The sequence below is a fragment of the Paraniabella aurantiaca genome (assembly GCF_050309965.1).
Lineage (GTDB): Bacteria > Bacteroidota > Bacteroidia > Chitinophagales > Chitinophagaceae > Niabella.
The window spans coordinates 627,458-649,657 of record NZ_JBLOSY010000003.1 but is presented as its reverse complement, the minus strand read 5'-3'; the positions used below and the strand labels follow the sequence as shown (position 1 = coordinate 649,657).

18 protein-coding genes and 1 pseudogene are annotated in these 22,200 nt (G+C 42.0%); 14 read left to right on the top strand and 5 right to left on the bottom strand.

The window, feature by feature from the left end; translation table 11 throughout:
- Nucleotides 1-19: 19 nt before the first annotated feature.
- Nucleotides 20-5,047 carry a translocation/assembly module TamB domain-containing protein gene (locus ACLOAU_RS26100; protein WP_427864854.1) on the bottom strand — a complete coding sequence of 1,676 codons (5,028 nt, stop codon included), beginning with the start codon at nt 5,045-5,047 and terminating at the stop codon, nt 20-22.
- A 243-nt stretch (nt 5,048-5,290) separates the two neighbouring features.
- On the opposite strand from ACLOAU_RS26100, the gene ACLOAU_RS26095 reads away from it, so the two are divergent.
- The 5 genes from ACLOAU_RS26095 (at nt 5,291) to ACLOAU_RS26075 (ending at nt 7,396) form a co-directional block, all read left to right on the top strand.
- Entirely contained in the window at nt 5,291-6,121 is an 831-nt protein-coding gene (locus tag ACLOAU_RS26095) for an alpha/beta fold hydrolase (protein WP_427864853.1), read from the top strand.
- A 24-nt stretch (nt 6,122-6,145) separates the two neighbouring features.
- Nucleotides 6,146-6,391: a hypothetical protein gene (locus tag ACLOAU_RS26090; protein WP_427864852.1), complete on the top strand. Its 246-nt coding sequence runs from the start codon at nt 6,146-6,148 to the stop codon at nt 6,389-6,391.
- A gap of 13 nt (nt 6,392-6,404) precedes the next feature.
- Complete coding sequence (locus tag ACLOAU_RS26085) at nt 6,405-6,866, top strand: PA2169 family four-helix-bundle protein (RefSeq protein WP_427864851.1); 462 nt, start codon at nt 6,405-6,407, stop codon at nt 6,864-6,866.
- 26 nt (nt 6,867-6,892) lie between these two features.
- On the top strand, nt 6,893-7,051 hold the full coding sequence (locus ACLOAU_RS26080; RefSeq protein ID WP_427864850.1) for a phosphatidate cytidylyltransferase: 159 nt from the start codon (nt 6,893-6,895) through the stop codon (nt 7,049-7,051).
- A 141-nt stretch (nt 7,052-7,192) separates the two neighbouring features.
- Nucleotides 7,193-7,396, top strand: coding sequence for a hypothetical protein (locus ACLOAU_RS26075; RefSeq protein ID WP_427864849.1), 204 nt, complete (start codon nt 7,193-7,195; stop codon nt 7,394-7,396).
- 81 nt (nt 7,397-7,477) lie between these two features.
- On the opposite strand, the gene ACLOAU_RS26070 is transcribed toward ACLOAU_RS26075, so the two are convergent.
- Entirely contained in the window at nt 7,478-8,680 is a 1,203-nt protein-coding gene (locus tag ACLOAU_RS26070; RefSeq protein WP_427864848.1) for an NAD(P)/FAD-dependent oxidoreductase, read from the bottom strand.
- Between the two features lie 107 nt (nt 8,681-8,787).
- On the opposite strand from ACLOAU_RS26070, the gene ACLOAU_RS26065 reads away from it, so the two are divergent.
- Together ACLOAU_RS26065 and ACLOAU_RS26060 are read left to right on the top strand one after the other, a co-directional pair.
- Nucleotides 8,788-9,816, top strand: coding sequence for a ligase-associated DNA damage response exonuclease (locus tag ACLOAU_RS26065; protein ID WP_427864847.1), 1,029 nt, complete (start codon nt 8,788-8,790; stop codon nt 9,814-9,816).
- Nucleotides 9,813-11,402 carry an ATP-dependent DNA ligase gene (locus ACLOAU_RS26060; RefSeq protein ID WP_427864846.1) on the top strand — a complete coding sequence of 530 codons (1,590 nt, stop codon included), beginning with the start codon at nt 9,813-9,815 and terminating at the stop codon, nt 11,400-11,402. The genes ACLOAU_RS26065 and ACLOAU_RS26060 overlap by 4 nt, the downstream gene beginning before the upstream one ends.
- A 196-nt stretch (nt 11,403-11,598) precedes the next feature.
- Here ACLOAU_RS26060 and ACLOAU_RS26055 read toward each other — a convergent pair.
- Nucleotides 11,599-11,996: pseudogene (locus ACLOAU_RS26055) on the bottom strand (IS200/IS605 family transposase).
- 304 nt (nt 11,997-12,300) lie between these two features.
- Between ACLOAU_RS26055 and ACLOAU_RS26050 the strand changes: the two are divergent.
- The 4 genes from ACLOAU_RS26050 to ACLOAU_RS26035 all read left to right on the top strand — a co-directional run bounded on the left by ACLOAU_RS26050 (nt 12,301) and on the right by ACLOAU_RS26035 (nt 16,735).
- Nucleotides 12,301-14,763 (top strand): ligase-associated DNA damage response DEXH box helicase, encoded by a 2,463-nt coding sequence (locus tag ACLOAU_RS26050; RefSeq protein ID WP_427864845.1) that lies wholly within the window; start codon nt 12,301-12,303, stop codon nt 14,761-14,763.
- A gap of 230 nt (nt 14,764-14,993) precedes the next feature.
- Entirely contained in the window at nt 14,994-15,629 is a 636-nt protein-coding gene (pdeM, locus tag ACLOAU_RS26045; protein ID WP_427864844.1) for a ligase-associated DNA damage response endonuclease PdeM, read from the top strand.
- A gap of 48 nt (nt 15,630-15,677) precedes the next feature.
- Nucleotides 15,678-15,845, top strand: coding sequence for a hypothetical protein (locus ACLOAU_RS26040; protein WP_427864843.1), 168 nt, complete (start codon nt 15,678-15,680; stop codon nt 15,843-15,845).
- A gap of 86 nt (nt 15,846-15,931) precedes the next feature.
- A complete protein-coding gene (locus ACLOAU_RS26035) occupies nt 15,932-16,735 on the top strand; it encodes a M48 family metallopeptidase (RefSeq protein ID WP_427864842.1) in 804 nt (267 codons plus the stop codon).
- Between the two features lie 65 nt (nt 16,736-16,800).
- Here the strand turns inward: ACLOAU_RS26035 and ACLOAU_RS26030 are convergent, their stop codons facing one another.
- Nucleotides 16,801-17,148, bottom strand: a complete 348-nt coding sequence (locus tag ACLOAU_RS26030) for a hypothetical protein (RefSeq protein ID WP_427864841.1) — start codon at nt 17,146-17,148, stop codon at nt 16,801-16,803.
- Between the two features lie 188 nt (nt 17,149-17,336).
- On the opposite strand from ACLOAU_RS26030, the gene ACLOAU_RS26025 reads away from it, so the two are divergent.
- Nucleotides 17,337-18,635, top strand: coding sequence for an HAD-IB family phosphatase (locus ACLOAU_RS26025; protein ID WP_427864840.1), 1,299 nt, complete (start codon nt 17,337-17,339; stop codon nt 18,633-18,635).
- Nucleotides 18,636-18,663: 28 nt separating this feature from the next.
- Here ACLOAU_RS26025 and ACLOAU_RS26020 read toward each other — a convergent pair whose 3' ends face one another.
- Nucleotides 18,664-19,320, bottom strand: a complete 657-nt coding sequence (locus tag ACLOAU_RS26020) for a metal-dependent transcriptional regulator (RefSeq protein WP_427864839.1) — start codon at nt 19,318-19,320, stop codon at nt 18,664-18,666.
- A 105-nt stretch (nt 19,321-19,425) separates the two neighbouring features.
- Between ACLOAU_RS26020 and ACLOAU_RS26015 the strand changes: the two genes are divergently transcribed.
- The gene (locus ACLOAU_RS26015) at nt 19,426-21,714 is read left to right on the top strand and encodes a TonB-dependent receptor (RefSeq protein WP_427864838.1); all 2,289 of its coding nucleotides are present in this window, start codon (nt 19,426-19,428) and stop codon (nt 21,712-21,714) included.
- Entirely contained in the window at nt 21,715-22,191 is a 477-nt protein-coding gene (locus ACLOAU_RS26010; RefSeq protein WP_427864837.1) for a thioredoxin family protein, read from the top strand. It begins immediately after the preceding gene.
- Nucleotides 22,192-22,200: the final 9 nt, after the last annotated feature.

Here is a 22,200-nt window from a genome sequence, read left to right as displayed (position 1 = left end):
CGTACACGCATCAGATCAATTAAGGTTGTTGCTCCTGATCCCTTTGCTGTCTTCTTGCTTCACGTTCCTTTCTTAATTTTTCTTCGCTTTTAAAACTTCTGAATATTTCGTTGAAACGGTTATAATCTACTACCATTACGAAGCCTAAACCCGTTTCAATAATTTGACCTTCTACCACCAGGGTAGACTGATTGCGCCGGTAAGCCCTGAGCCTGTAGCGTCCATCGCGCGATAGCGCATATTCGATATTTACATTGCCGGCTATATTGGCTCCATTGTTATTTTGGGAGCGTGCTCCTTCCAGCGCAAAATCACTGCCCACGGTTATGGTTAACCTGTCGTTCAACAACCGTTTGGAAAGGGCCACATTCAGGTCGGTACGCGTTTGCTGTGTGCCTGTACTAAAGTCATCCTGCGAGGTAAGATCAAATGCTACATCCACTCCTTTAATAAGGTCCGAAGCCAGGTTATTGAGCTGCTGCGTTAATAACCGGCTCACACTCTGGCGGGCCAGCATTTCAGGGGAGGCGCCCCCGGCAAGGCTTTCAAAAGGATTTTCCGATATAAACCTGTTTAAAGCCAATACCGCAAAAACCTGTTTATTCAGTTCGCTGGGGTTAGAGTTTACCTGCATTAACCGCGCGTTTACAATACCATCGATAGCGTTTCTTTCATTTTCGGGCAGCGCGATTTCGAAGTTGATCTTAGGCTTTAATAACTGTTCCGTCATTTTCAGGTAAACCATAAATGGCAATTTCTGCCTGGCCCTGGTTTGTGTAGATTGATCTAATCCGGCAAGCTGGTCTGAAATCAAATCAATAGGAGCCGTATTTACATTGTATACAGCTGTCAGATCCACGTTAGCTTCAGTAGGTGCGCCGGTCCATTGTATATAACTGCCCTGTTGTAACTCAAACTTTCTTTTAGCTAATCCGCCTATAGAAAGATTGTAATTACCACCCGAAACCAGGTAACGTCCTGTCATGGCTATTTTGCCACTGGGGTCCATCGTTAAATTGAGCTCGGCTTCTCCTTTCACTAATAGTGCATCACCATTGGCCGGATCTACTACCACCGTAATTTCAGCTTCCTTCTCTGTTATCAGGTCCATAGATACATTCAGCCCTTTTAATTTAGACCTGGTTAAGCTATCTACGTTCAAAGCTTCCCTTCCATTATTAGGAGGCGCATCCATGTCTACAAATTCAACAACGCCTTCCTGGCTTACAATATCCGGATCACTGTCAGGTATGGCGAAGAAGAAGCGTGTGTCTTTATTGATTCTTAAAGAGCCTGTTACTTCAGGTTTATTTAAATCGCCGCCAACGTTGGCATTCAGCGTTAAAAATACTTTACCATAGAAAAGCTCATTATCTTGCGACGTGGAATTGAGTGCCATGAAATTATTGGCCCGTAACTTCAGATCGAAGCCGAAATCCTGGTAGTTGGTGGTTTTGATTAAGCCATTAATAGTAAATGCCTGGTTGGCAGAATCTCTTAAGGTGAAATTGCTAAACCTGATTCCGTTGGAGACAAAGGCAATATTTTCATCATTCAGCCTGAAGTAGGAATTAAGCTGTGCTACATTCAAACCTGCATTTTTAAATCCTAAATTACCCAACACTTTTGGCGACGTCAAAGGCCCTTTGGCGGTAAGCTGGCCGGTTAGCATACCAGAGCCATTTTTTATCTGCCCGCTGCTCAGGCTTTCAATAAATTTAAGATCAAAGCGGTTGATGTTTACGGTCATATCCAGCGAACCATTGTCGGTAGTGTAGTAATAGCCGGCTACTTTTACATCATGCACACCGGTTAAGGCCACATCCACTTTGAATGCATCCTTGGTGTAATTGTCGGCCAGTATTTTTACATCACCTAACTGATCTTTTTGATAGCGTAATTTGTTGATAACAAGATCAGCTTCAAAGGCGGGAGACTCCTGTATATTCTTTACATCAACCGTTCCATTAAGTGTACCCCCCACCAAAGCCGTATCCTGTTCGGCGTAGCGGGTCAATGTTTCCAGCATGAAATTTTGGAAGCTAACTTTGACCGGCGAATTTGCCGCCGTGGAAGTACTGTTGACAGATAGTGATTGCCCGTTATTGCTAATGTTGAAATTCCTGACGTATACACCCGCTTCTCCGTATTGAATTAAATTATCCTGCGCCACCTGCCATTTATCATAGTTGAGCAAGAGCTTTTGCGGGTCTAATGAAAACTGGTAGGTTTGATTATCCGCTTTGAAGTTTCCACCAATCATATACTTGTCCTGGTTTTTACTATCACGTAAAAACACATTAACCCCAAGTAAATTGTTAGCAGCTGCCCCATTAATAGATGAATTGTATAGTTTAACCGCCGGACTCTCTACGCTTTTTATATCAAGGGCATAGGCGAGTTTCGAGCTGTCGTTAAGATTGCTGATATTAAGCGTAGTGTTTTTTACATCAAAGCTGTCGTATACTATGTGTGGAAAATTAGCATTTACAATGAGGCTGTCTGCTTCCGTATCTAAAACGCCGTTTAAATAAGAGGGCGCAAATGTGTACAGTGAAGGAACAAATTCTTTCAACAATTTGGAATCGTGTATTGTTAGATTAAACTTCATTTTTTGCGGACCGGTTTTTTTTACCGGTGCAAATGCATAGTACTTGCCTATTTCGTTGGTAAATGCCTGCCCGATTTGCGTGAGTTGGTATTTACCACTTAAATCAGCATTAATAATATCAGATTTTAAAGTAAGGTTGTTTTCTGTTGCTGTAGATAATGCATTGAGGTAAATAGTATCCAGGTTAATAACACGGCCATCCATTGCTACCTGTAAGCTGGCTACATTAGCAGTGCCATTCAAGTAGTCCGGGTCAACCGTAGGGAAATCAAGTGTAGCGAGACCGGCAACTTTAAATTCTGAACTGGCAAAATTTAACTTTTGCAGATCAATGTTCTTCAGATCTACGGTGCCTTTTAATGATGGATATTTACCGGCTATGTTAACATGGGTAGCAATATCAAAATGGGCATTAGAGTCCGGGCTGCTGGCCTGCAATTGCAACGCTTGCTTGGCATATTTGCCATCCAGTTTAATATTGCGATAATTATACTTGTTGTAGTAGGCGCTGTAAATGGTTCCTTTAACAGCTGCATTAGCCGTTTGAGCAGAAGTGCCTGTTCCTGCAACGTCCAGGAAGAGGCTTACTGTTCCAACATCTGTTCTTTTCAGCAGGCGGCCTACATTAAATTGTTTGAGATCTACTACAGCTTTATAGGAAGGATTTTTAGTAGAACCCCCCATCGCAGCATTTACCTTAGCCGAGCCCATATCGGTTCGTACATCCAGGTTGGTAGCGAATTTGCTGATACTTCCTGCAAATTTGCCATTAGCGGCAATCTGGTTAGGCAATTCAATACTGTTAGGTAATGTGCCCTTAGGAAGCAATGCATTTAAATCAGACTTAGAAGTAGTAAACTTTGCGATATTAATATTGAAAAGTGTATTGTCCACTTTAGGTAAGCCTTTGATCGTTCCCTTAATGTCAATATTAGTATTTTTTAATCCGCTTAATTGTAGTTGATTAATATCGATATCATTCAATCTGCCTTTGATAAGCGCTGCCAGGTTCAACTGCTGGTTGCGATAGGTAGCCGGAATGGAGGAAACAAAATACGCGGCATCTGCTAAACCCAAAATTGATTTGCGGAACTGGATATTCATGTCTACACGTTCGGGGTGTTTGCTCAGATCGTCCTGCGAAGTGTAGGTAACCAAAGAATTATTATCAATATAAGTGTGGGGCGTTTTAACCAGCAAATCATCTACACTGATCTGTTTGTCGTCGTAAATAACTTTTCCTCTCAGTTCATTTAATACAAAGCCGCTGGTGTCTGCCAGCTTACCGCCGTTAACCGTAGCTTTAATGCCTGTGCTGTCGATAGCGATATCCTGGCCGCTTAGTCCTAGGCCTTTTACATTCAGGTGGTTGAAGTCCATAACTCCTTTTTCATGGGGAGCCGAAAGATTGTCGTACCTGATATTATTGTTGGAGAGTACAACCTTATTGAGGTATAAACTGAAGGACGATTCTTGGGTACTATCTGCCGCTTTTTCAATAGCAGCTTCATTGGATGGGGTAGGCCGGTATGCAAAATCGATAACAGAATTGCTGAGTTCGCCATTACTGGTTTGGTACCTGCCATGTGTAAGGTCGATCAGCAGATCGTTAAAGTTGAAAGTTTTTAAGAAAGCAAAAGCCCTTGTATCTGAGAGGCGATCGTCATACTTTAAATCAATATCACTAAAAACAAAGTTTTTCACTTCTATCAACGGCAAACGCCCTCCCGATTCTTTTTCTGTGCTATCTATTGCAGCATCTGCCTTTTGCTGTAATACGGTTAAAGGCTTGTTCTGGAAATAATGAAGCTTTGTATTGGCAAGTTCCAGCTTGTTCAGCACATAATGCATTTGTTCCAGGTCGAACTTGTCTACTCTTGCGCTCAATTTGCCTAATGATACGCCCGCATCGTTTCCCACTACATCATCTTTGAACTTAATGCGGATATCATTGAAAGTGATCTTATCTAATTTCAGTTGTAACGGTGCTGTCGAATCTTTAGGTGTTTCCGGCTCTTTTTCTGCAGATACAAAAGCGTCTACCAGGAACTGGTAGTTAAAACTGGTATCCGGATTAACACGGTACAAATTTGCATTAACATTGTCCAGTTCAATATTACTTACAGCAATACGGCTCCGGATCAGGCCGATCATATCTAACTGAACAGCCAGGCGGCCGGCATATAATAAAGTGTCTTTTTTTAAATCCTGTATATAAAATTTATCCAACTGTAACCCTGTGGGGAAATTTATCCTCACACGCTCCAGGCTGATCTCTGTTCCCGTTTTGGTTTTTAAATAAGAGACTACCTTATCTTTTACAAAATTCTGGACAGCAGGTATTGTTAGCGAAATAGCCACCAGTATAACAAGCATGATAATGCTTGCAATAACCCACAGTACAATCTTTAAAACCTTACGTGCTACGCTGCTCAAAAAATTATTGTTTTTCTATATGATGAATTTAACATATATCTTATTGTCGCTTTTTTGGTAACATTATAAGATAGTCGTTCCGGCAAAAATATAGTTTATGCAAATTGCGTGCTATTTTTCCTATAGGGTCAAATTCCGGTACTGTTCGTTGTTTTTTGAAAAACGGCGGTATGAATCAGCCAGTTGGCTTGGTTTTGGTATAGTTTCTAGCAGCAAAATTTAAATAATATCAAAATCATTGATATGCCTTATCTAAACAATACGCAAACATCTAATGAGGTCAAGATCTTTTATGAAGACCATGGAGCAGGGAAACCAGTGATATTAATTCATGGATGGCCGCTAAGTCATCGCTCCTGGGACGGGCAGGTAACTGCATTAACAGAAGCCGGATACCGGGTGATTGCTTATGACAGAAGAGGCTTTGGCCAGTCCGGAACGGAGTGGAACCGGTACGACTATGATACGCTGGCATCTGATCTTGATGCGTTGATAACTGAACTTGATTTAAACGATGTAACCTTAGTTGGCTTTTCTATGGGAGGGGGAGAAGTAGTACGCTATCTGACTAATTATGGAGCCAGCCGTATTTCGAAGGCTGCTTTAATAGCCTCCATTATTCCGCTGGTTCCTCAAAAGGAAGATAACCCGGATGGAGTGCCCCAGGAGGAGCTGGATAAAATTGCACAAGCATTGAAGACGGATCGTGTAGCTTTTTTAAAAGACTTTCATAAAAATTTTTACAATTATAGCTTGCTGAAGAAGGATGTAAGTGAAGCGAGACTGGACGCCGATTTTATTGTAGCTTCCGGAGCATCTGAAAACGCTACGCAGAAGGCTGCAGAAGCCTGGGCTACTACTGATTTTAGGTCCGAGCTTAAAAATATAACAGTACCCACACTAATTGTACATGGCGATGCTGATCAAATAGTACCTATAAAAACTTCGGCTGAACAAGCCGCAAAAGGTATTTCCAATAATGAGTATCATATTATTGAAGGAGCACCTCATGGCTTAAATGTAACCCACACTTTTGAGCTGAACAGCCTCTTGTTAAATTTTTTGAATAAATAATTTTCTGACTTAAATAGAAAGATTATGGAAGACAATAGCGGACGTGAATTTACGATAGAAGCCAAAGTAGGCGGAAAAATGCAGCAGGTGCAGGTTGTGGCTTCAGAAACAACAGATGGAGCAGCTTTTTATATTTGCAGGGTGGAGAATGATGAGATCACCCAGGTGAGAAAAGACGAGCAGGTGTGGAAACAAATATGGGGCGAGCTGGATGAAGCGGATATTAAATCGATCGGTGAAGCGATAGAAGGTGCAGTATTGGAAGAATAATTAAAAAGTGCATATGGAAACAGCAGATAATAAACAGGTGGAGATACTTAACGATCTCATACAGATCAATAATGACAGGATCGCCGGATATGAAAAAGCAATTGATGGACTGGAGGATGAAGGCAACGAAGATCTGAAGCGCTTATTTCGTCACCTGGTCAACAATAGTGTAGACTATAACGAAACGCTTGAAAAGCAAATTGGTTTGCTGGATGGAGAACCGGCACTCGGAACATCTGGCGCGGGCAAGTTGTACAGGGCCTGGATGGACTTCAAGGCGCTTATAACAGGTGGTGACCGGGCAGCCATACTTGAAAGTTGCATAACCGGGGAGGAAACGGCCATTCGTGCGTACAAAGAAGCTATAGCCGATGAAGAGCTGGCTTCTGACTTACAGCATGTATTAAATGGGCAGCTTGCCGAACTTCAGCAGTCCTACCAGGAAATTACCGCCTTGAGAAAGGTGCTCGAATAAATAAACAACCTTTAAACCTTTTTTCTATGAAAAAAATATCATTACTCTTAATGGCCATTGGGGCTTCTTTTATGTTACAAAGCTGCGAACTGGTAGAAGGCATTTTTAAAGCCGGTATGTGGTGGGCTTTCTTTCTTGTGGCATTAGTAGTTATCGGTTTGTTTTGGTTATTACGGAGAAAATAGCGGCTCGAAAAATATGGCAAGCAATTTGCATTTATTATGGGTAGAAGGATGATGTTGCATTTATAATACTCACCGGCGGCGTTGTCAAAAGCTGACTAAACAAAATGAATACCTGTTGTAAACAATTTTAAAGAAATATATATGAGAGACGCTTTCACCAATAACTCAAGAAACTTCGGCAGTAGCGACGCTGCAAGTGCCTTTCCTATCAGATTTACCGGAGATGCCATTCAATACTTATCCGCATCAATGTCCATTAATCTTAATGACTGGAAGTGGCATGAAGAAGAGATCAATGGTCAGAAGCATTGTGTAATTACTGACCGTTTGTTATCAGAAAAGTGATAGTGTTTTTGCCGATCAGCGTATGCTGATGGAATTGCGGTTACAACATTTTTGTAACCGCTTTATTTTTATATAAGTGTACTATCTTTTAAACCGGTAATAATAGGATAGCTCATTAGGCTTGTCAACAAGCATATCGGCTATGATTTTCCTGCCCTGTATGGAAAAGGTAATACCGTTACCGCCAAAGCCTAATACGAAAAATGCATTTTTAAAATCGGGGTGCGCACCTATATAGGGTAATCCGTCTTTGGTAGATCCGAAAAGTCCGGCCCACATTATATCTTCAATGAAATTAATGCCTGGCATTAATTCCTGCAGCTGCTTTAAGAGGTCTTTGGATTTCTTCTCCTTGTTTCGTTGCATGTAAGTGGCAGAAGTAAACCTGCTGTCACCTCCACCTACCAATAAGCGCCCATCATCTGTAGTGCGCATGTATAAATAAGGTTTGCGTGTGTTCCAGAGCAATAAATTATTTACTTCCTTGTTGATCTTTATCTTCTCTTCGCTAACACAGGCATAAGTGCTGTGTAGATCGGCGATGCGTTCGTCAAACATATTCACCGTTTCATATCCGGTGCAGTAAATTATTTTCCTGGCTTTCACCCGGTATCCATTTTCGAGAGAAATAGTAATACCTTTATTTCCATGGTCGATCTTTTTGATATCTACCTGGTCGTACACCTGCAGGCCACGCAGGGTATTAAGTCTTATAAGTTCGTGAGCCAGCTTGTAGGCATCTACACTTGCAGCAACTGAAGATAAAATGCCGCCGAAGGACTGTAAGCCATATTGCCTTTTAATAGCCGTTGCACTAAGCCATTTAACACCGAGCTTATTTTGATCTCTTGCTTCAAATTCTTTGTATAAGTGCGGGCTGGCAGCTTTGGTATGAGCCAGGTATAGCGAGTGTTTTTTCTGGAAACCGCAGTCGATCTTTTCCTTGCTGATTAAATCTTCAAGTTCCCTTATTGCGGCTATTCCTGACCTGTAACATGTTACTGCGGCATCGGTGCCAATCTTCTCCTCCAGTTTATATAGTGGTACATCAATTTCATATTGCAGCATAGATGTAGTAGCTGATGTACTTCCCAATGCGATGTCGTTTTTGTCGATCAAAGTTGTTTTATAACCCTCTCTGACGAGCATGTCCGCAATCAATGCCCCGGTGATGCCGCCGCCCAGTACTACTATATCGGTAGACAGGTTTTGTTGTACAGAAGGATAGGTATAGATAAGCCCGTTTTTCAGGAGCCAGAAAGACTCATAAGTTCGTAATCGCATACATGATTTTAATTGTGCTATTTATTAAACAATTATCAATCCAATTTTTATGCAGCTGTTGGTGCGTTTCAGGAACGATATTTGAAAAGATTAAACAAATTATTGTTTTGAGTCTGTTACAATTTACCAACAAAGGAATTTATTGTCCGCAAGGGAACTTCTATATCGACCCCTGGCAGCCGGTTGAACATGCGCTGATCACTCATGCGCACGGTGATCATGCCCGGTGGGGCAGCAAACATTACCTCGCTCACGAGGTATCCAAACCTATCATGCAGGCGAGATTGGGTGAAGATATCAGCATTGAGACTTTGCCTTACGGCGAAACTAAAATGGTCAATGGTGTTAAAGTGAGCTTGCATCCTGCCGGACATATTGTAGGTTCGGCTCAAATAAGAATGGAATATAACGGCTTTGTTAGCGTGGCATCCGGTGATTATAAAGTAGAAAATGACCATATTTCTACACCTTTAGAAATCGTGAAATGCCATGAGTTTGTAACAGAAAGTACGTTTGGGCTACCTATTTATAATTGGTTAGGTCAGCAGCAGATATTCAACAATATTAAGAACTGGATTTCGGGAAATCGGCACAACCAACGAACCAGCATTTTTATTGCTTACAGTTTAGGAAAGGCGCAACGGCTCATGAAGGGATTAGAAGGTGTGGCTTCTATATTAGTTCATAGTTCAATTGGCAGGCTGAATAAAGCCATTGAAAGTACGGGGATAAAACTGCCGGCAACCAGCTTATGGCATGCTGATATGCCTAAGGCTGATGTGCAGGGCAATATTGTGATACTGCCTCCTTCACTGCTGGGCACCAATGTTATTAAAAGAATTCCGAACGGAGCCATTGCTATTTGTTCGGGTTGGATGCAGGTGCGTGGCAGCAGGCGCTGGCAGAGCGCTGATGCAGGTTTTGCCGTAAGCGATCATGCAGATTGGCAAGGTTTGCTGAACACTATTAAGGCTACCGGAGCGGAGCAGGTATTTGTTACCCATGGTTACACTGCTACTTTTTCAAAGTATCTGAATGAGATTGGTATCAGCGCTAAGGAAGTAGTAACCCAATATGGTAACGATGAGGAGGCTGAAGCGGCAGACCTTAAAGCGAAAGAGGAGGGTGCGGTATGAAAAATTTTGCCGCACTGATACAATCCATTGAAATCAGCAACAAAACCAATGATAAGATTGATGCAATTGTTGAATACCTGAACATCGCTCCCGACAATGATAAATTATGGTTGATTGCTTTGTTTACAGGAAGAAGGCCCAAGCGCCCCGTGAAGTCTACATTGATCCGCGAATGGGCACTGGAGTTATCAGGTTTGCCCGAATGGCTGTTCCTGGAGTGTTACAGCAATGTAGGCGACCTTGGAGAAACCATTAGTTTGATATTGCCCCAACCACTTTATCGCATTGAGAAGACAATTTCACAATGGATGCGTGAGCTTATTGAGCTGGGTGCAAAAACAGATGAAGAAAAGAAAGCGTACGTTTTGGAAGCATGGAATGGACTGGAGTATAATCAGCGGTTTATTTTTAATAAACTGATTGGTGGGGGCTTTAGAATTGGTGTGTCGTACAAATTGCTGGTTAACGCACTTTCAAAATTCAGTGGAACAGATGAGAGTACGATGATGCACAGTATTATGGGGAAATGGGATCCGCTGGAGACTGAGTTTGCGGATTTGATTGGCGGTGTTCATGTGAACGCAGACAATTCGAAACCCTATCCTTTTTGCCTGGCATATCCTATTGATAAACCAGTAGAGGAATTAGGTGATCCTGAAGACTGGCAGGCCGAATGGAAATGGGATGGTATCCGCGGGCAGATCATCAAACGGAATGATGAATTTTTTGTTTGGAGCCGGGGTGAGGAGCTGGTTACAGATCAGTTTCCTGAATTGCAATTACTGGCTCCTCATTTACCAGATGGCACTGTGATAGATGGTGAGATACTCGCTGTAAAAGACGGGCAGGTATTAAATTTCAACCAGCTGCAAAAAAGACTGAATCGTAAAACCATCTCAAAGAAATTGCTGGACGAAACACCTGCGGGATTTTATGCTTATGATCTTTTGGAATATGAGGGTAAGGATGTGCGCGATAAAATATTCTCGGAGCGCCGGCAATTGCTGGAGGCAGTTATAGAGAAGATGCCGTTCGGCTATGTGTTATTGTCTCCCGTGGTGAGTTTTGATGAATGGGTGCAGCTGGCTACTATACGTGAGGAGGCGAGGGATGTAAACAGCGAAGGTATTATGTTGAAGGCTAAAAACTCAGTCTATCATTCGGGGCGTAAAAAAGGTGACTGGTGGAAATGGAAAATCAATCCGCTGTCCATTGATGCGGTGTTGATCTATGGTCAGAAGGGTAGTGGCCGCCGCAGCGCTTTCTATACAGATTATACATTTGCTATCCGGTCAGGTGATCAGTTAGTCACCATTGCTAAAGCCTACTCCGGTCTTACAGATAAAGAAATTAAGGAAGTTGACAAATTTATTAAGGCGAATTCACTGGAAAAATTTGGCCCGGTGCGTACTGTAAAGCCCGAGCTGGTTTTTGAAATAGGATTTGAAGGTATTGCAGAAAGCAACCGGCATAAGTCGGGCGTTGCTCTTCGCTTCCCTCGTATTCTTCGCTGGCGCAAAGATAAAAAAGCTGATGAGATCAATACCATCGATGATCTGAAAGAAATGTTGGTGAAATATGGGTGATTTTTGGTGACATTATTTTGAAGAGCATGAATGTAATATTAAATTTCAATGCAAAATACCTCCAATGCTCGTTATTACATTTTTGGACAAGGAGAGACAAGGCCGCAGGCCTGAATCATTTTTTAACATCGGAATTAATTCCGGTGATAAAGCATAACCTCCAATCCGAGTGCCATGGGCACGGTGCATGTTTGTCCTATTTCAGGTCATGGAAAATATATTGTGTATCATAGCTGATTTTAAATTCTTCAAGTAACTCAAGGTACTCTTCTTTAAATGTTTTGTGCTGATGATGTTCTTGCTGATTTTGCACGTATCTGAATATCATATCAACATCCCGCTGGCTATATGAAAATACGCCATAACCCTCCTGCCACTCAAACCTTTGCTTCGTAAGCGTATGATCATTGATATATTTTGATGACTTGGCTTTCACTATCTTCATCAGTTCCGAAATGGATATTACAGGCTTCAGGCCAAAAAGCAATGCATGTGATCTGCAACTCCATTGATAATAATGGTTTTACATCCTGTTTCGTTTATTAGATTTCCTATCACAGCCTGTATCCTGTTTCGCCATTTATCGTCAAGCATAGCGCTCCTGCGTTTTACAGCGAAAACTGTTTGAAGGTGGATTTGGTAGTAAGTGTTTGCCATAAGTTTTATTTTTATTATAAAAGTATAGTTTTTTAAATGCTTCGAGCTTACGGCTCTCAATCTTGGTTTTTTGCTTTTTTCAACGGACTAAAGTCCATTGTTATAAAATAATACTCCGAGCCTTTGGCGCTACAGATTAAAATGATAGCATTTCAAAATGAACTCGTTGCAAAAAAATATTGATAGGTAAGTACCTTGGTTGTAAATTCGATAGTTTAAAAGTTCCTCAATCCCAGATATAGTGAAGCGTATTCAATCCACACCCGGCTATCAGATCGTTGAAGACTGGTTTAAATCACTTGGAAACCAGCCCTTCACTTTCCAGCAGGAAAGCTGGCAACGCTTTCACGAAGGAAGTTCAGGTTTGGTGATCGCACCCACCGGTTTTGGGAAAACTTTTTCTGTTTTTTTTTCAGTAGTGATTCATTACCTCAATCATCCTAAAGAATACGGCGATGGATTGAAGCTTATATGGATCACTCCCTTGCGTTCACTGGCAAAAGATTTGGGAAGAGCTATGTCGGAAGCTTTGGCAGAACTGGGGCTGGATTGGGAAGTGGGTGTAAGGAACGGCGACACTTCTACTGCCGAAAGACAGAAACAGGTAAAGCGAATGCCCGACGTATTGATCATTACACCTGAGAGTCTTCATTTACTATTTGCTCAAAAAGACAATACCCGGTACTTCAAATACCTGAAATGTATTGCCATTGACGAGTGGCACGAGCTGCTGGGTAGTAAACGGGGTGTGTTAACCGAGCTGGCTATATCCCGGTTAAAGTATATTGTTCCCGGGCTTCGTATCTGGGGTATCAGTGCCACTATTGGTAATATAGATGAAGCGCTGGATGTGCTGATCCCTTACCAGGATACACCTAAAACCATCGTAAGGTCGAAAGAAAAAAAGAAGACGGAGATTATATCCATCATCCCCGACGAAATAGAAGTGCTGCCCTGGGCCGGACATCTGGGTACCAAGATGGCTGCACAATTGATCCCGATCATTAATGAAAGTCGTACTACGCTGATCTTTACCAACACCCGCGGGCAAAGTGAGCTATGGTACCAGGTCATGCTTTCTGTAGCACCTGATCTGGCCGGACAGCTGGCTATTCATCATGGTTCCATTGATATGGAATTGCGAAACTGGATTGAAGATATGCTGCATACAGCACAGTTGAAAGCAGTGATCTGCACCTCTTCTCTCGATCTGGGTGTTGATTTTAAACCGGTAGATACGGTGATACAGATTGGGTCTCCCAAAGGAGTAGCCCGCTTTTTACAACGTGCGGGACGCAGTGGTCACTCACCTTTTGAAACATCGAAGATTTATTTTCTACCTACTCATTCACTGGAATTAGTGGAAGCAGCTGCTTTGAAGGAGGCCGCTTTGAAGGGGGTGATTGAAAGCAGGCAGCCGTTGGTGCAAACTTTTGATGTATTGGTGCAATACCTGGTAACGCTGGCTGTGGGTGAGGGCTTCTTAGAGGAATCTGTGTGTCAACAGGTAAAGCAAACCTTTGCTTTTAGTTATATGGAAAGGGACGAGTGGTTATGGGCATTGCGTTTTATCACGCAGGGAGGAGATGTATTGACGGCTTATGAAGATTTCCAGAAAGTAATTATTGAAGACGGCATTTATAAGGTAAAGAACCGGCGTATTGCCATGATGCACCGCATGAACCTGGGTGTGATTGTAAGCGACCCGATGCTGAAGGTAAAGTTTTTAAGTGGAGGCTATATCGGGATGGTGGAGGAGTATTTTGTATCGAAGCTCAATCCGGGTGATAAATTCGGACTGGCGGGCAAAATACTGGAATTTGTTATGATCAAAGACATGACGGTGCTGGTAAAAAAGAGTACTGCCAAACGGGCCATTACACCAAGCTGGCTGGGAGGCCGGCTGCCACTGAGTTCTAACCTGAGTGCTTTTTTACGTCACAAATTCAGCGAAGCCCTGCATCCCGGGGCAAAGGAACTGGAGCTTCAAAAGCTACATCCTTTATTTGTGCAGCAACAGGCTCATTCTCATATTCCGAAGGAAGGAGAGTTTTTGATAGAGCTGATCCAAACCCGCGACGGGCATCACCTGTTCATGTACCCTTTTGAAGGGCGATTGGTGCATGAAGTGATGAGTGCCTTAGTGGCGTATCGTATCAGCCGCGTTCAGCCGATCAGCTTTTCCATGGCCATGAATGATTATGGCTTTGAATTGTTAAGCGATCAGCCTATCCCGATGGATAAGATCGATATGAACCAGGTTCTTTCTGCAGAGAATCTTACTGAAGATATTGCCCGTAGCATTAACGCTGCTGAAATGGCGGGGCGTAAATTCAGGGATATTTCAGTGATTGCAGGGCTGGTGATGAAAAACTACGCCGGAAAATATAAGACCGATAAAAACCTTCAATCGTCTTCCGGCCTTATTTTCAGGATCTTTGAACAATATGATGCACAGAACCTTTTAATGCGACAGGCTTATGAAGAGGTTTTTTACCAGCAATTGGAAGAGCCTCGTTTGGCAGCAGCCCTGCAACGCATTCAACAAAGCAAGATCATTATTGTTAATGCTAAAGCCTTTACACCCCTGAGCTTCCCGATAAAAGTAGATAGCTTGCGGCAGGATTTAAGTAGTGAAGAGCTGGACGCAAAAGTAAAGAAGATGCAGGAAGAAGTGTTGAGGAAGGTGAATGGGAAAAGTTAGTAGGGAATGGTCAATAGTCAATAGTCAATAGTGAATAGTGAGTAGGGAATAGGGAGTGGGAGAAGGGATGGTGAGAAGTGAATAATGAATAGGGAGTGTTTGTAGGCAGGTGCGTAGAGGGCGTTGATGTTGATAGAACTTGAAATGGTAAAGTTTTATCATAGGCATCGATTCGTGTCCGCACGAATCGGAATAAAATTGTAAAATAGTGCTGGTCAGGGATTGATATAATGGAAATTATTGTTCAGAATGAAGTGTTGATATTGTCTGCGTTACGTGCCATTTACTGGCCACGTAAAAAAGCATTGATCCTGGCAGATATGCATTTGGGTAAGACCGGCTATTTCCGCTCGAAAGGTATTCCCATTCCTTCTACTGTGCTGGAAAATGACCTGCAAAGATTGTCTTTGTTGATCGATACGTATCAACCCGAAGTCATAGTGGTAGCCGGTGATATGTTTCACCATGATTATAATGCCGATATTGATTACTTCCATACCTGGAGGCAGTTGTATAACAGCATAGCTTTTGTTTTGGTGCCAGGAAATCATGACAAACTTTTAAATATAGATTACCAGGCTCTTGGTATTAAACTAACAGAAAAAAAGCACTGCCTGGATCCCTTCACTATTATACATGAGCCCGGCAGCAATGCTGATACATTTATGATAAGCGGGCATATTCATCCGGGCTATGCAATAGCTGGCCGCGCGCGGCAAAGCTTGCGACTCCCGTGCTTTATCGTAGGGGAGCAGCAAATGATCTTACCTGCTTTTAGCCTTTTTACCGGATTATATACTGGGCATCAGGCCATTGATACGAATAGTTACTACCTTATCGGCAATGATGCTATTTTTAAAATATAGTGGTCTTTCCGGCATGGTTTTTTGCACTATTGGGTAAACGGTTCGTATATGTCTAAAACAACAAAGAAATCTACAGATCCAATAGATGCTCCGAAAGAAGTAAAAGAAAGCAAAGATCCCAGGATTGATCAGGATGTGCCGGGTTTTCCCCATCATCCGTCCAGCAAGGAAGATTTAAAAAAGCAGGATCCCGCTGATAAATCGCATAAAAAATAATATAAATGTAATTGGGATTGAAGTAGGCAAATCTTTAATTTCGTAGCCAATATTTAAATCTTTAATCCTAAAATGCATTTTTACTTATGAAAAGAATTGGACTTTCTTTAATGGCCATTGCTATGTTGGTGGGAGCCGCTAACGCTCAGCTAAGAGTGAATACAAAAGCTATTGGAGCTGTAGGAAAGGGCGTAAAAGCTGCTACCTATAGTGATGCTGACGCTGCCCGTGATGCGGCTGCCGGAGTGAAATGGATGGACGAGCATAACCCCGTAGCTGAAGCAAATGACCCTTATACGGTTCGCCTGAATAAAATTTTTGGTAAACATAAAACTGAAGATGGGCTGCAACTGAATTATAAGGTTTATAAAGTGGTTGATATTAATGCCTTTGCCTGTGCAGATGGTAGTGTGAGGGTGTTTTCTTCTTTGATGGACATCATGAGCGATGATGAGTTGCTGGCTGTAATCGGTCATGAAATCGGGCACGTTAGAAATCATGACTCTAAAGATGCGATGAAAGCAGCCTTAACAAGATCTGCCGTTGCTGATGCTGCCGGCTCTCAATCGGGTGTAGCATCTGCATTAACAGAAAGCCAGTTGGGCGCTTTAGCTGAAGCTATGATGGATAGCAAACATAGCCGTAAACAGGAAACCGATGCGGATACGTACAGTTACGACTTTATGAAAAAGCATGGTTATAATGTAATGGGCGCTTATAATGCATTTATGACGTTGGCCAGCCTGAGCGATGGCAGTGGAGCGCAGGCTTCTAAATTCCAGAAGATGTTAAGCTCTCACCCAGACAGCAAGCAACGTGCTGAGGAAGTGAAAAAAAGAGCGCAAAAAGACGGCCTTTGGAAAGAGGCGGATATCAAGAAAATAAAATAATCGATATCGTGAGGATATCTAAAAAGCCAACGTTTTAAACCGTTGGCTTTTTAGATTGTGTTTATTTATACAAATAACTCCTGGTCTTTCCTGTCTTCAGTCGGGATCTTTTTGATGAAATCGTCAAATTCCGGGCCCTCATGATCGCTATAAGCACCATAGGCATCCAGTATGTAACTGATCTTACCTTGCGTATCTTCAACTATATAAAGCACTGAATTATCCCCGGGGTCGGAGTCTCCTTCAAACCTGAATGTTTGAAATAAGAGCAAATCCTCCGGCTGGTAGGTCTTGCCTAATTTTTCGGACGCCATTTGTTTATCTGCATTTAATTTGATTTCGCTTTCGACACCCTTTTGTCTTAATTTTTCCAGTACCTGGCTCAATGTGGTCATTTCGGTTGGCTGTTGCATATGGATTAATTTTTAGAGAGTTATAAAGTATTGTGTTGCACATAGTGCATAAATTAAGCCAAACTGGCGGCTTCCTGTCACACCAAAATCCTTGTAGATGAGTTCTTAATTCTGCTTACTTTTGCGCTTCTTTCGAAGAAACCTTAGAATACAGATCATTTCATACAAACTGAACTATAGCGCTCTTTATGAAGCAAAAGAATTATTACATTATAGATTTCGACAGCACATTTACACAGGTAGAAGCATTAGACGAATTAGTAAGAATTTCCCTGAAGGATAATCCTGATAAAGAAAAGATCTTCAAAAAAATAGAAGAGTATACCAACCTGGCCATGGAGGGAAAATTATCCTTTTCGGAAAGTCTTGCAGAAAGGGTAAAATTGCTGGGCGCTAATAAAGAGCATCTTAAAAAACTGGTGACCCATTTGAAAAAGAAAGTGTCTAAATCATTTTCAAGAAATGCACCTTTCTTTAAAAAACATGCAGATGATGTGTTGATCGTTTCCGGCGGGTTTAAAGAGTTCATTACTCCGGTAGTAAAAAAATTCTATATAAAAAAGGAAAATATCTACGCTAATACCTTCTTGTTCGATAACGAGGGTACCATTATTGGCTACGATACGGCGAATCCGCTAAGCCAGGAAGGGGGTAAGGTAAAGCTGATGAAAGAATTAAAGCTGGAAGGCAATCTTTATGGTATCGGCGACGGCTATTCCGACTTTCAGTTGAAAGAAAGCGGGCATGTAAAAAAATTCTTTGCCTATACAGAGAACATTTCCCGTAATAGTGTTACTTCGAAGGCTGATCATATCACACCGAGTTTCGATGAGTTTTTATACCTCAACAAATTACCAGGCTCTATCTCTTATCCTAAAAACAGGATCGTAGCTATCGTTGCCGGCAATGTTCCTGAAGAAAGTATTGAACTATTGAGGCAGGAAGGTTTTACTGTGGTGGCCGAACAGGATGCAGACGAGAAAACAATTCAGAAAGCCGGCATCCTCTTAGTAGCAGACGGAACAGTATTAGAGAGCAAGCGAATCAAAAAAGCTACACGTTTAAAAACAATTGGTTATTGTGGTAATTCGCAAACTGCATTACCGGTAGCGTTTTGTACCGAAAAGGGGATTGTTATTTTTGATGCATCTAAGCCATCCACCAAAGGCGTTATTGCTATCTCGCAACGGATTATAGATTTTATCAACAGGGGATCTGTTCAGCATAGTATTAATTTTCCTTCTCTTCAATTGGCTGCAGTAACAAAAACGCATCGTATTATTCACATTCATAAAAATGTACCGGGTGTTATGGCGCATATCAATACGGTATTGGCCGAGCATGCTATAAATATCGACGCCCAATATTTAATGACCAATCCGACTATCGGGTACGTTATTATTGATATCAATAAAGAATACGATAAGCAACTGCTGAAAGAACTGAAAGCCATTGAGCATACGATCCAGTTCAGGGTATTGTATTAATGTCGCGCAAATCGTTGATGCCGGTAGTTTAGATAACAATGATGTTGTCGGAAAATTTCTGGCTTACAGATTTGATTGCTCCGTTGATTTCGATGGTCATCATGCCGTCGAACTCTTCCCTGGCAATAACTTTGATCTTATTGTTGATGCCCAGGCCCAGGCTTACCACATATTGAAGGAAGGAAGTTGAATTGTCTTTTACCGCAACCATTTTGCACGACGTGCCTGGCTCAGCTTTGGAAAGGGTTTTCTTGGATTGTTTCTGAAAGACACCTTTCTCGTTAGGAATAGGATCTCCATGCGGATCATACTCCGGGTACTGAAGAAACTGGTCCAGCCTGTTGATCAGTTTTTTAGAACGGATATGCTCCAGCTCTTCTGCTACCTCATGTACTTCGTCCCAGCTGAACTCCAGCTTTTCATATAAAAAAGTTTCCCATAACCGGTGCTTCCTGATCACATCAATGGCCAGTTCACGGCCCGCTTTGGTTAGTTGGATCTTCCCGTATTTTTCATAGTTCACCAGCTTTTTGCCCTTCAGCTTTTTCAGCATTTCAGTTACAGACGCGGGTTTTACCGACAGGGCGGCCGCCAGTTCGTTAGTGCCCACTTCTTCTGTGCTGTTGTCTAACCCGATCTTGAAAATTGTCTTTAAATAATTTTCTTCTGTATATGAAAAATCCATCCTGTTATTTTTAGGTACGGCACCAAAGATAAAAGAATATCTTAAAATAAATTTGTTAGGTATGCCTAACTATTATAGTTTTGTGTGGTAAACTTGATCATTGAAATGAAAAAGGGATTTATTTTAATTGCGTTGCTATGCTGCTGGTGTGCGCAGTTGATGGCGCAATCAGCATCCATAAAAGGAAAAGTGCTTAACAATGGTAATGGCGAGTCCTGGGTAAATGTACTCCTGGAGAATACCAATCATGCAACAGCAACAGATAGTTTGGGCAATTTTAAGTTGGATAGTATTAACCCGGGACAATATAAACTGGTTACAAGCCATCTCAATTTTGAGCCCTATACCAAAGAAATTACAGTAGCCGCAGGCCAGTCCCTCACCATCAATATCGATCTCAGCGCAATGGCTAAATCGGGTACTTTAAAAGATGTGGTGATCTCGGGAACGATGAAAGCAGTGAGCCGGCTCGAAAGTCCTGTACCCGTAGAAGTATACACACCGGCTTTTTTTAAAAAGAATCCAACACCCAGCATATTTGATGCGCTGCAAAATGTCAATGGTGTGAGGCCGCAACTCAATTGTAATATTTGCAATACAGGCGATATTCATATCAATGGCTTAGAAGGCCCTTACACGATGGTGTTAATTGATGGCATGCCGATCGTAAGCTCTCTGGGATCAGTATATGGTCTTTCAGGCATTCCCAATTCCCTCGTAGAAAGGATTGAGATTGTTAAAGGCCCGGCTTCGTCTTTATACGGTAGTGAGGCCGTTGGCGGGTTGATCAATATCATCACACAAAAAACCCAAAATGCACCGCGGCTCAGCGCAGACCTGATGTCTACCACCTGGGGAGAGTATAATGCAGACCTTGGATTTTCATTAAAAGCAGGTAAGAGGGCAAATGTGCTTACCGGCATTAATTATTTCAATTTTCAAAACAGGGTAGACCGTAATCACGACTATTTTACCGATGTTACCTTGCAGCACCGCATTTCTGTTTTTCAAAAATGGAATTTTGACAGGAAAGAGAGCCGCCTGTTTAGCCTTGCAGGAAGATATATGTATGAGGATCGTTGGGGTGGCGATATGCGGTGGAGTAAGCGCTACCGGGGAGGGAATGAGATTTATGGAGAAAGTATTTATACCAACCGCGCCGAACTGCTGGGTAATTACCAGCTTCCTGTAAACGAGAAACTATTCTTTTCTTTTTCGATTATTAACCACGACCAGGATAGCCGCTACGGGACCACCTCTTATATCGCCAATCAAAAAATTGCTTTTGGTCAGTTGGTGTGGGATAAACAAATGGGGGTACACGACTGGCTGGCGGGTACGGCCCTCCGGTATACCTATTACGATGATAATACACCTGGTACGGCCAATGCAAATGATATGAACCAGCCGGAAAAGACCTGGCTACCGGGCATTTTTTTACAGGATGAAATAACGCTGGCTTCAAAACATAAGCTGCTCCTTGGTTTTCGTTATGATCATAATAATATTCATGGAAGTATTTACACACCAAGGATAGCTTATAAATGGTCTGTTAACGATAATAATATAATTAGGCTGAATGCCGGAACGGGCTTTAGGGTAGTGAATTTATTTACCGAAGATCATGCAGCGCTTACCGGCGCAAGGGACGTGATCGTGGAAGATGATTTAAAGCCTGAAAGGTCCTATAACGCCAATCTTAATTTTATAAAGAAGATGCATTTCAATTCGGGTACTTTCATAGGGTTGGATGCAACCGCTTTTTATACCTGGTTTACCAATCGGATTGTACCGGATTATGAGTCTAATGTTGAGCAGATTATTTATAGCAATCTGAATGGTCATGCAGTTAGCAAGGGAATCAGCCTGAATACAGATATCAATTTTATGAATGGGCTGAAGTTTATTGTAGGTGGAACTTTGATGGAAAATACGCTGACAGAGAACGGTAAAACAGTACAGCAGATACTTACTGAAAAGTTCACAGGCACCTGGGCTGTTTCTTATAAGATACGTCCTTTACATCTAGCTATTGATTACACGGGAAATTTATATAGTCCCATGCGCTTGCCCCTGTTGGGGGATTTAGATCCCAGAAATCCCCGGTCTCCCTGGTGGAGCATTCAGAATATTCAATTCACGTATGATGGGTTTAAGAAGCTGGAATTGTATGCGGGTGTAAAGAACCTGCTGAATTGGACGCCGGCTAAAAGCACCCCCTTTTTAATAGCCAGGTCGAACGACCCTTTTGATAAGAACGTGATGTTTAATGATAAGGGGCAGGTGGTGGCTACGCCCGATAACCCTTATGCTTTAACTTTTGATCCTTCTTATGTGTATGCGCCTAACCAGGGGATCAGGGGCTTTTTAGGAATAAGGTTTAAATTGAATTAAATGAAATGGCTAAAACAAATATTCATTACCCTTTCCGCTTTGCTGCTGTTGTCATACATCGGTGCAGCGCAGTTAAAAGCTTGCTCATTTGAACAGGCCGATGCGCTTCAAAAAAAACAAAAGCGGAATATTGCAGTGTTCATTTACACGGACTGGTGCCAATACTGCCAGGTAATGAAAAGAGTTACTTTTAGCCATGACCAGGTTGTAAGAAAACTAAATGAGCAGTTCTACTTTGTTGCATTGAATGGCGAAGAAAAAAGGGATATCCGATTCAATAGCAACCTGTTTAAGTATAAGCCCAATGGAACGAATACAGGTGCTCATGAATTAGCTGAAGTGCTGGGCACTATCGATGGGAAATTAGCCTATCCCGGATTGATAATATTAAACAGCAGGTACGAAATTATTTTCCAGTATAGCGGCTTTTTAAATGCAAAGGCATTACACGCTGTACTGGACAATACGCCGGGATAATTACGACTA

Bases quoted from the DNA above. Each gene is read 5' to 3' on its own strand.
- ACLOAU_RS26040 (WP_427864843.1), top strand. From the start codon at position 15,678: ATGTCTAAAACAACAAAGAAATCTACAGATCCAATAGATGCTCCGAAA.
- ACLOAU_RS26070 (WP_427864848.1), bottom strand. From the start codon at position 8,680: ATGCGATTACGAACTTATGAGTCTTTCTGGCTCCTGAAAAACGGGCTT.
- ACLOAU_RS26010 (WP_427864837.1), top strand. From the start codon at position 21,715: ATGAAATGGCTAAAACAAATATTCATTACCCTTTCCGCTTTGCTGCTG.
- ACLOAU_RS26080 (WP_427864850.1), top strand. From the start codon at position 6,893: ATGAAAAAAATATCATTACTCTTAATGGCCATTGGGGCTTCTTTTATG.
- ACLOAU_RS26020 (WP_427864839.1), bottom strand. From the start codon at position 19,320: ATGGATTTTTCATATACAGAAGAAAATTATTTAAAGACAATTTTCAAG.
- ACLOAU_RS26035 (WP_427864842.1), top strand. From the start codon at position 15,932: ATGAAAAGAATTGGACTTTCTTTAATGGCCATTGCTATGTTGGTGGGA.
- ACLOAU_RS26015 (WP_427864838.1), top strand. From the start codon at position 19,426: ATGAAAAAGGGATTTATTTTAATTGCGTTGCTATGCTGCTGGTGTGCG.
- ACLOAU_RS26085 (WP_427864851.1), top strand. From the start codon at position 6,405: ATGGAAACAGCAGATAATAAACAGGTGGAGATACTTAACGATCTCATA.
- ACLOAU_RS26090 (WP_427864852.1), top strand. From the start codon at position 6,146: ATGGAAGACAATAGCGGACGTGAATTTACGATAGAAGCCAAAGTAGGC.
- ACLOAU_RS26025 (WP_427864840.1), top strand. From the start codon at position 17,337: ATGAAGCAAAAGAATTATTACATTATAGATTTCGACAGCACATTTACA.
- pdeM (WP_427864844.1), top strand. From the start codon at position 14,994: ATGGAAATTATTGTTCAGAATGAAGTGTTGATATTGTCTGCGTTACGT.
- ACLOAU_RS26060 (WP_427864846.1), top strand. From the start codon at position 9,813: ATGAAAAATTTTGCCGCACTGATACAATCCATTGAAATCAGCAACAAA.
- ACLOAU_RS26075 (WP_427864849.1), top strand. From the start codon at position 7,193: ATGAGAGACGCTTTCACCAATAACTCAAGAAACTTCGGCAGTAGCGAC.
- ACLOAU_RS26095 (WP_427864853.1), top strand. From the start codon at position 5,291: ATGCCTTATCTAAACAATACGCAAACATCTAATGAGGTCAAGATCTTT.
- ACLOAU_RS26030 (WP_427864841.1), bottom strand. From the start codon at position 17,148: ATGCAACAGCCAACCGAAATGACCACATTGAGCCAGGTACTGGAAAAA.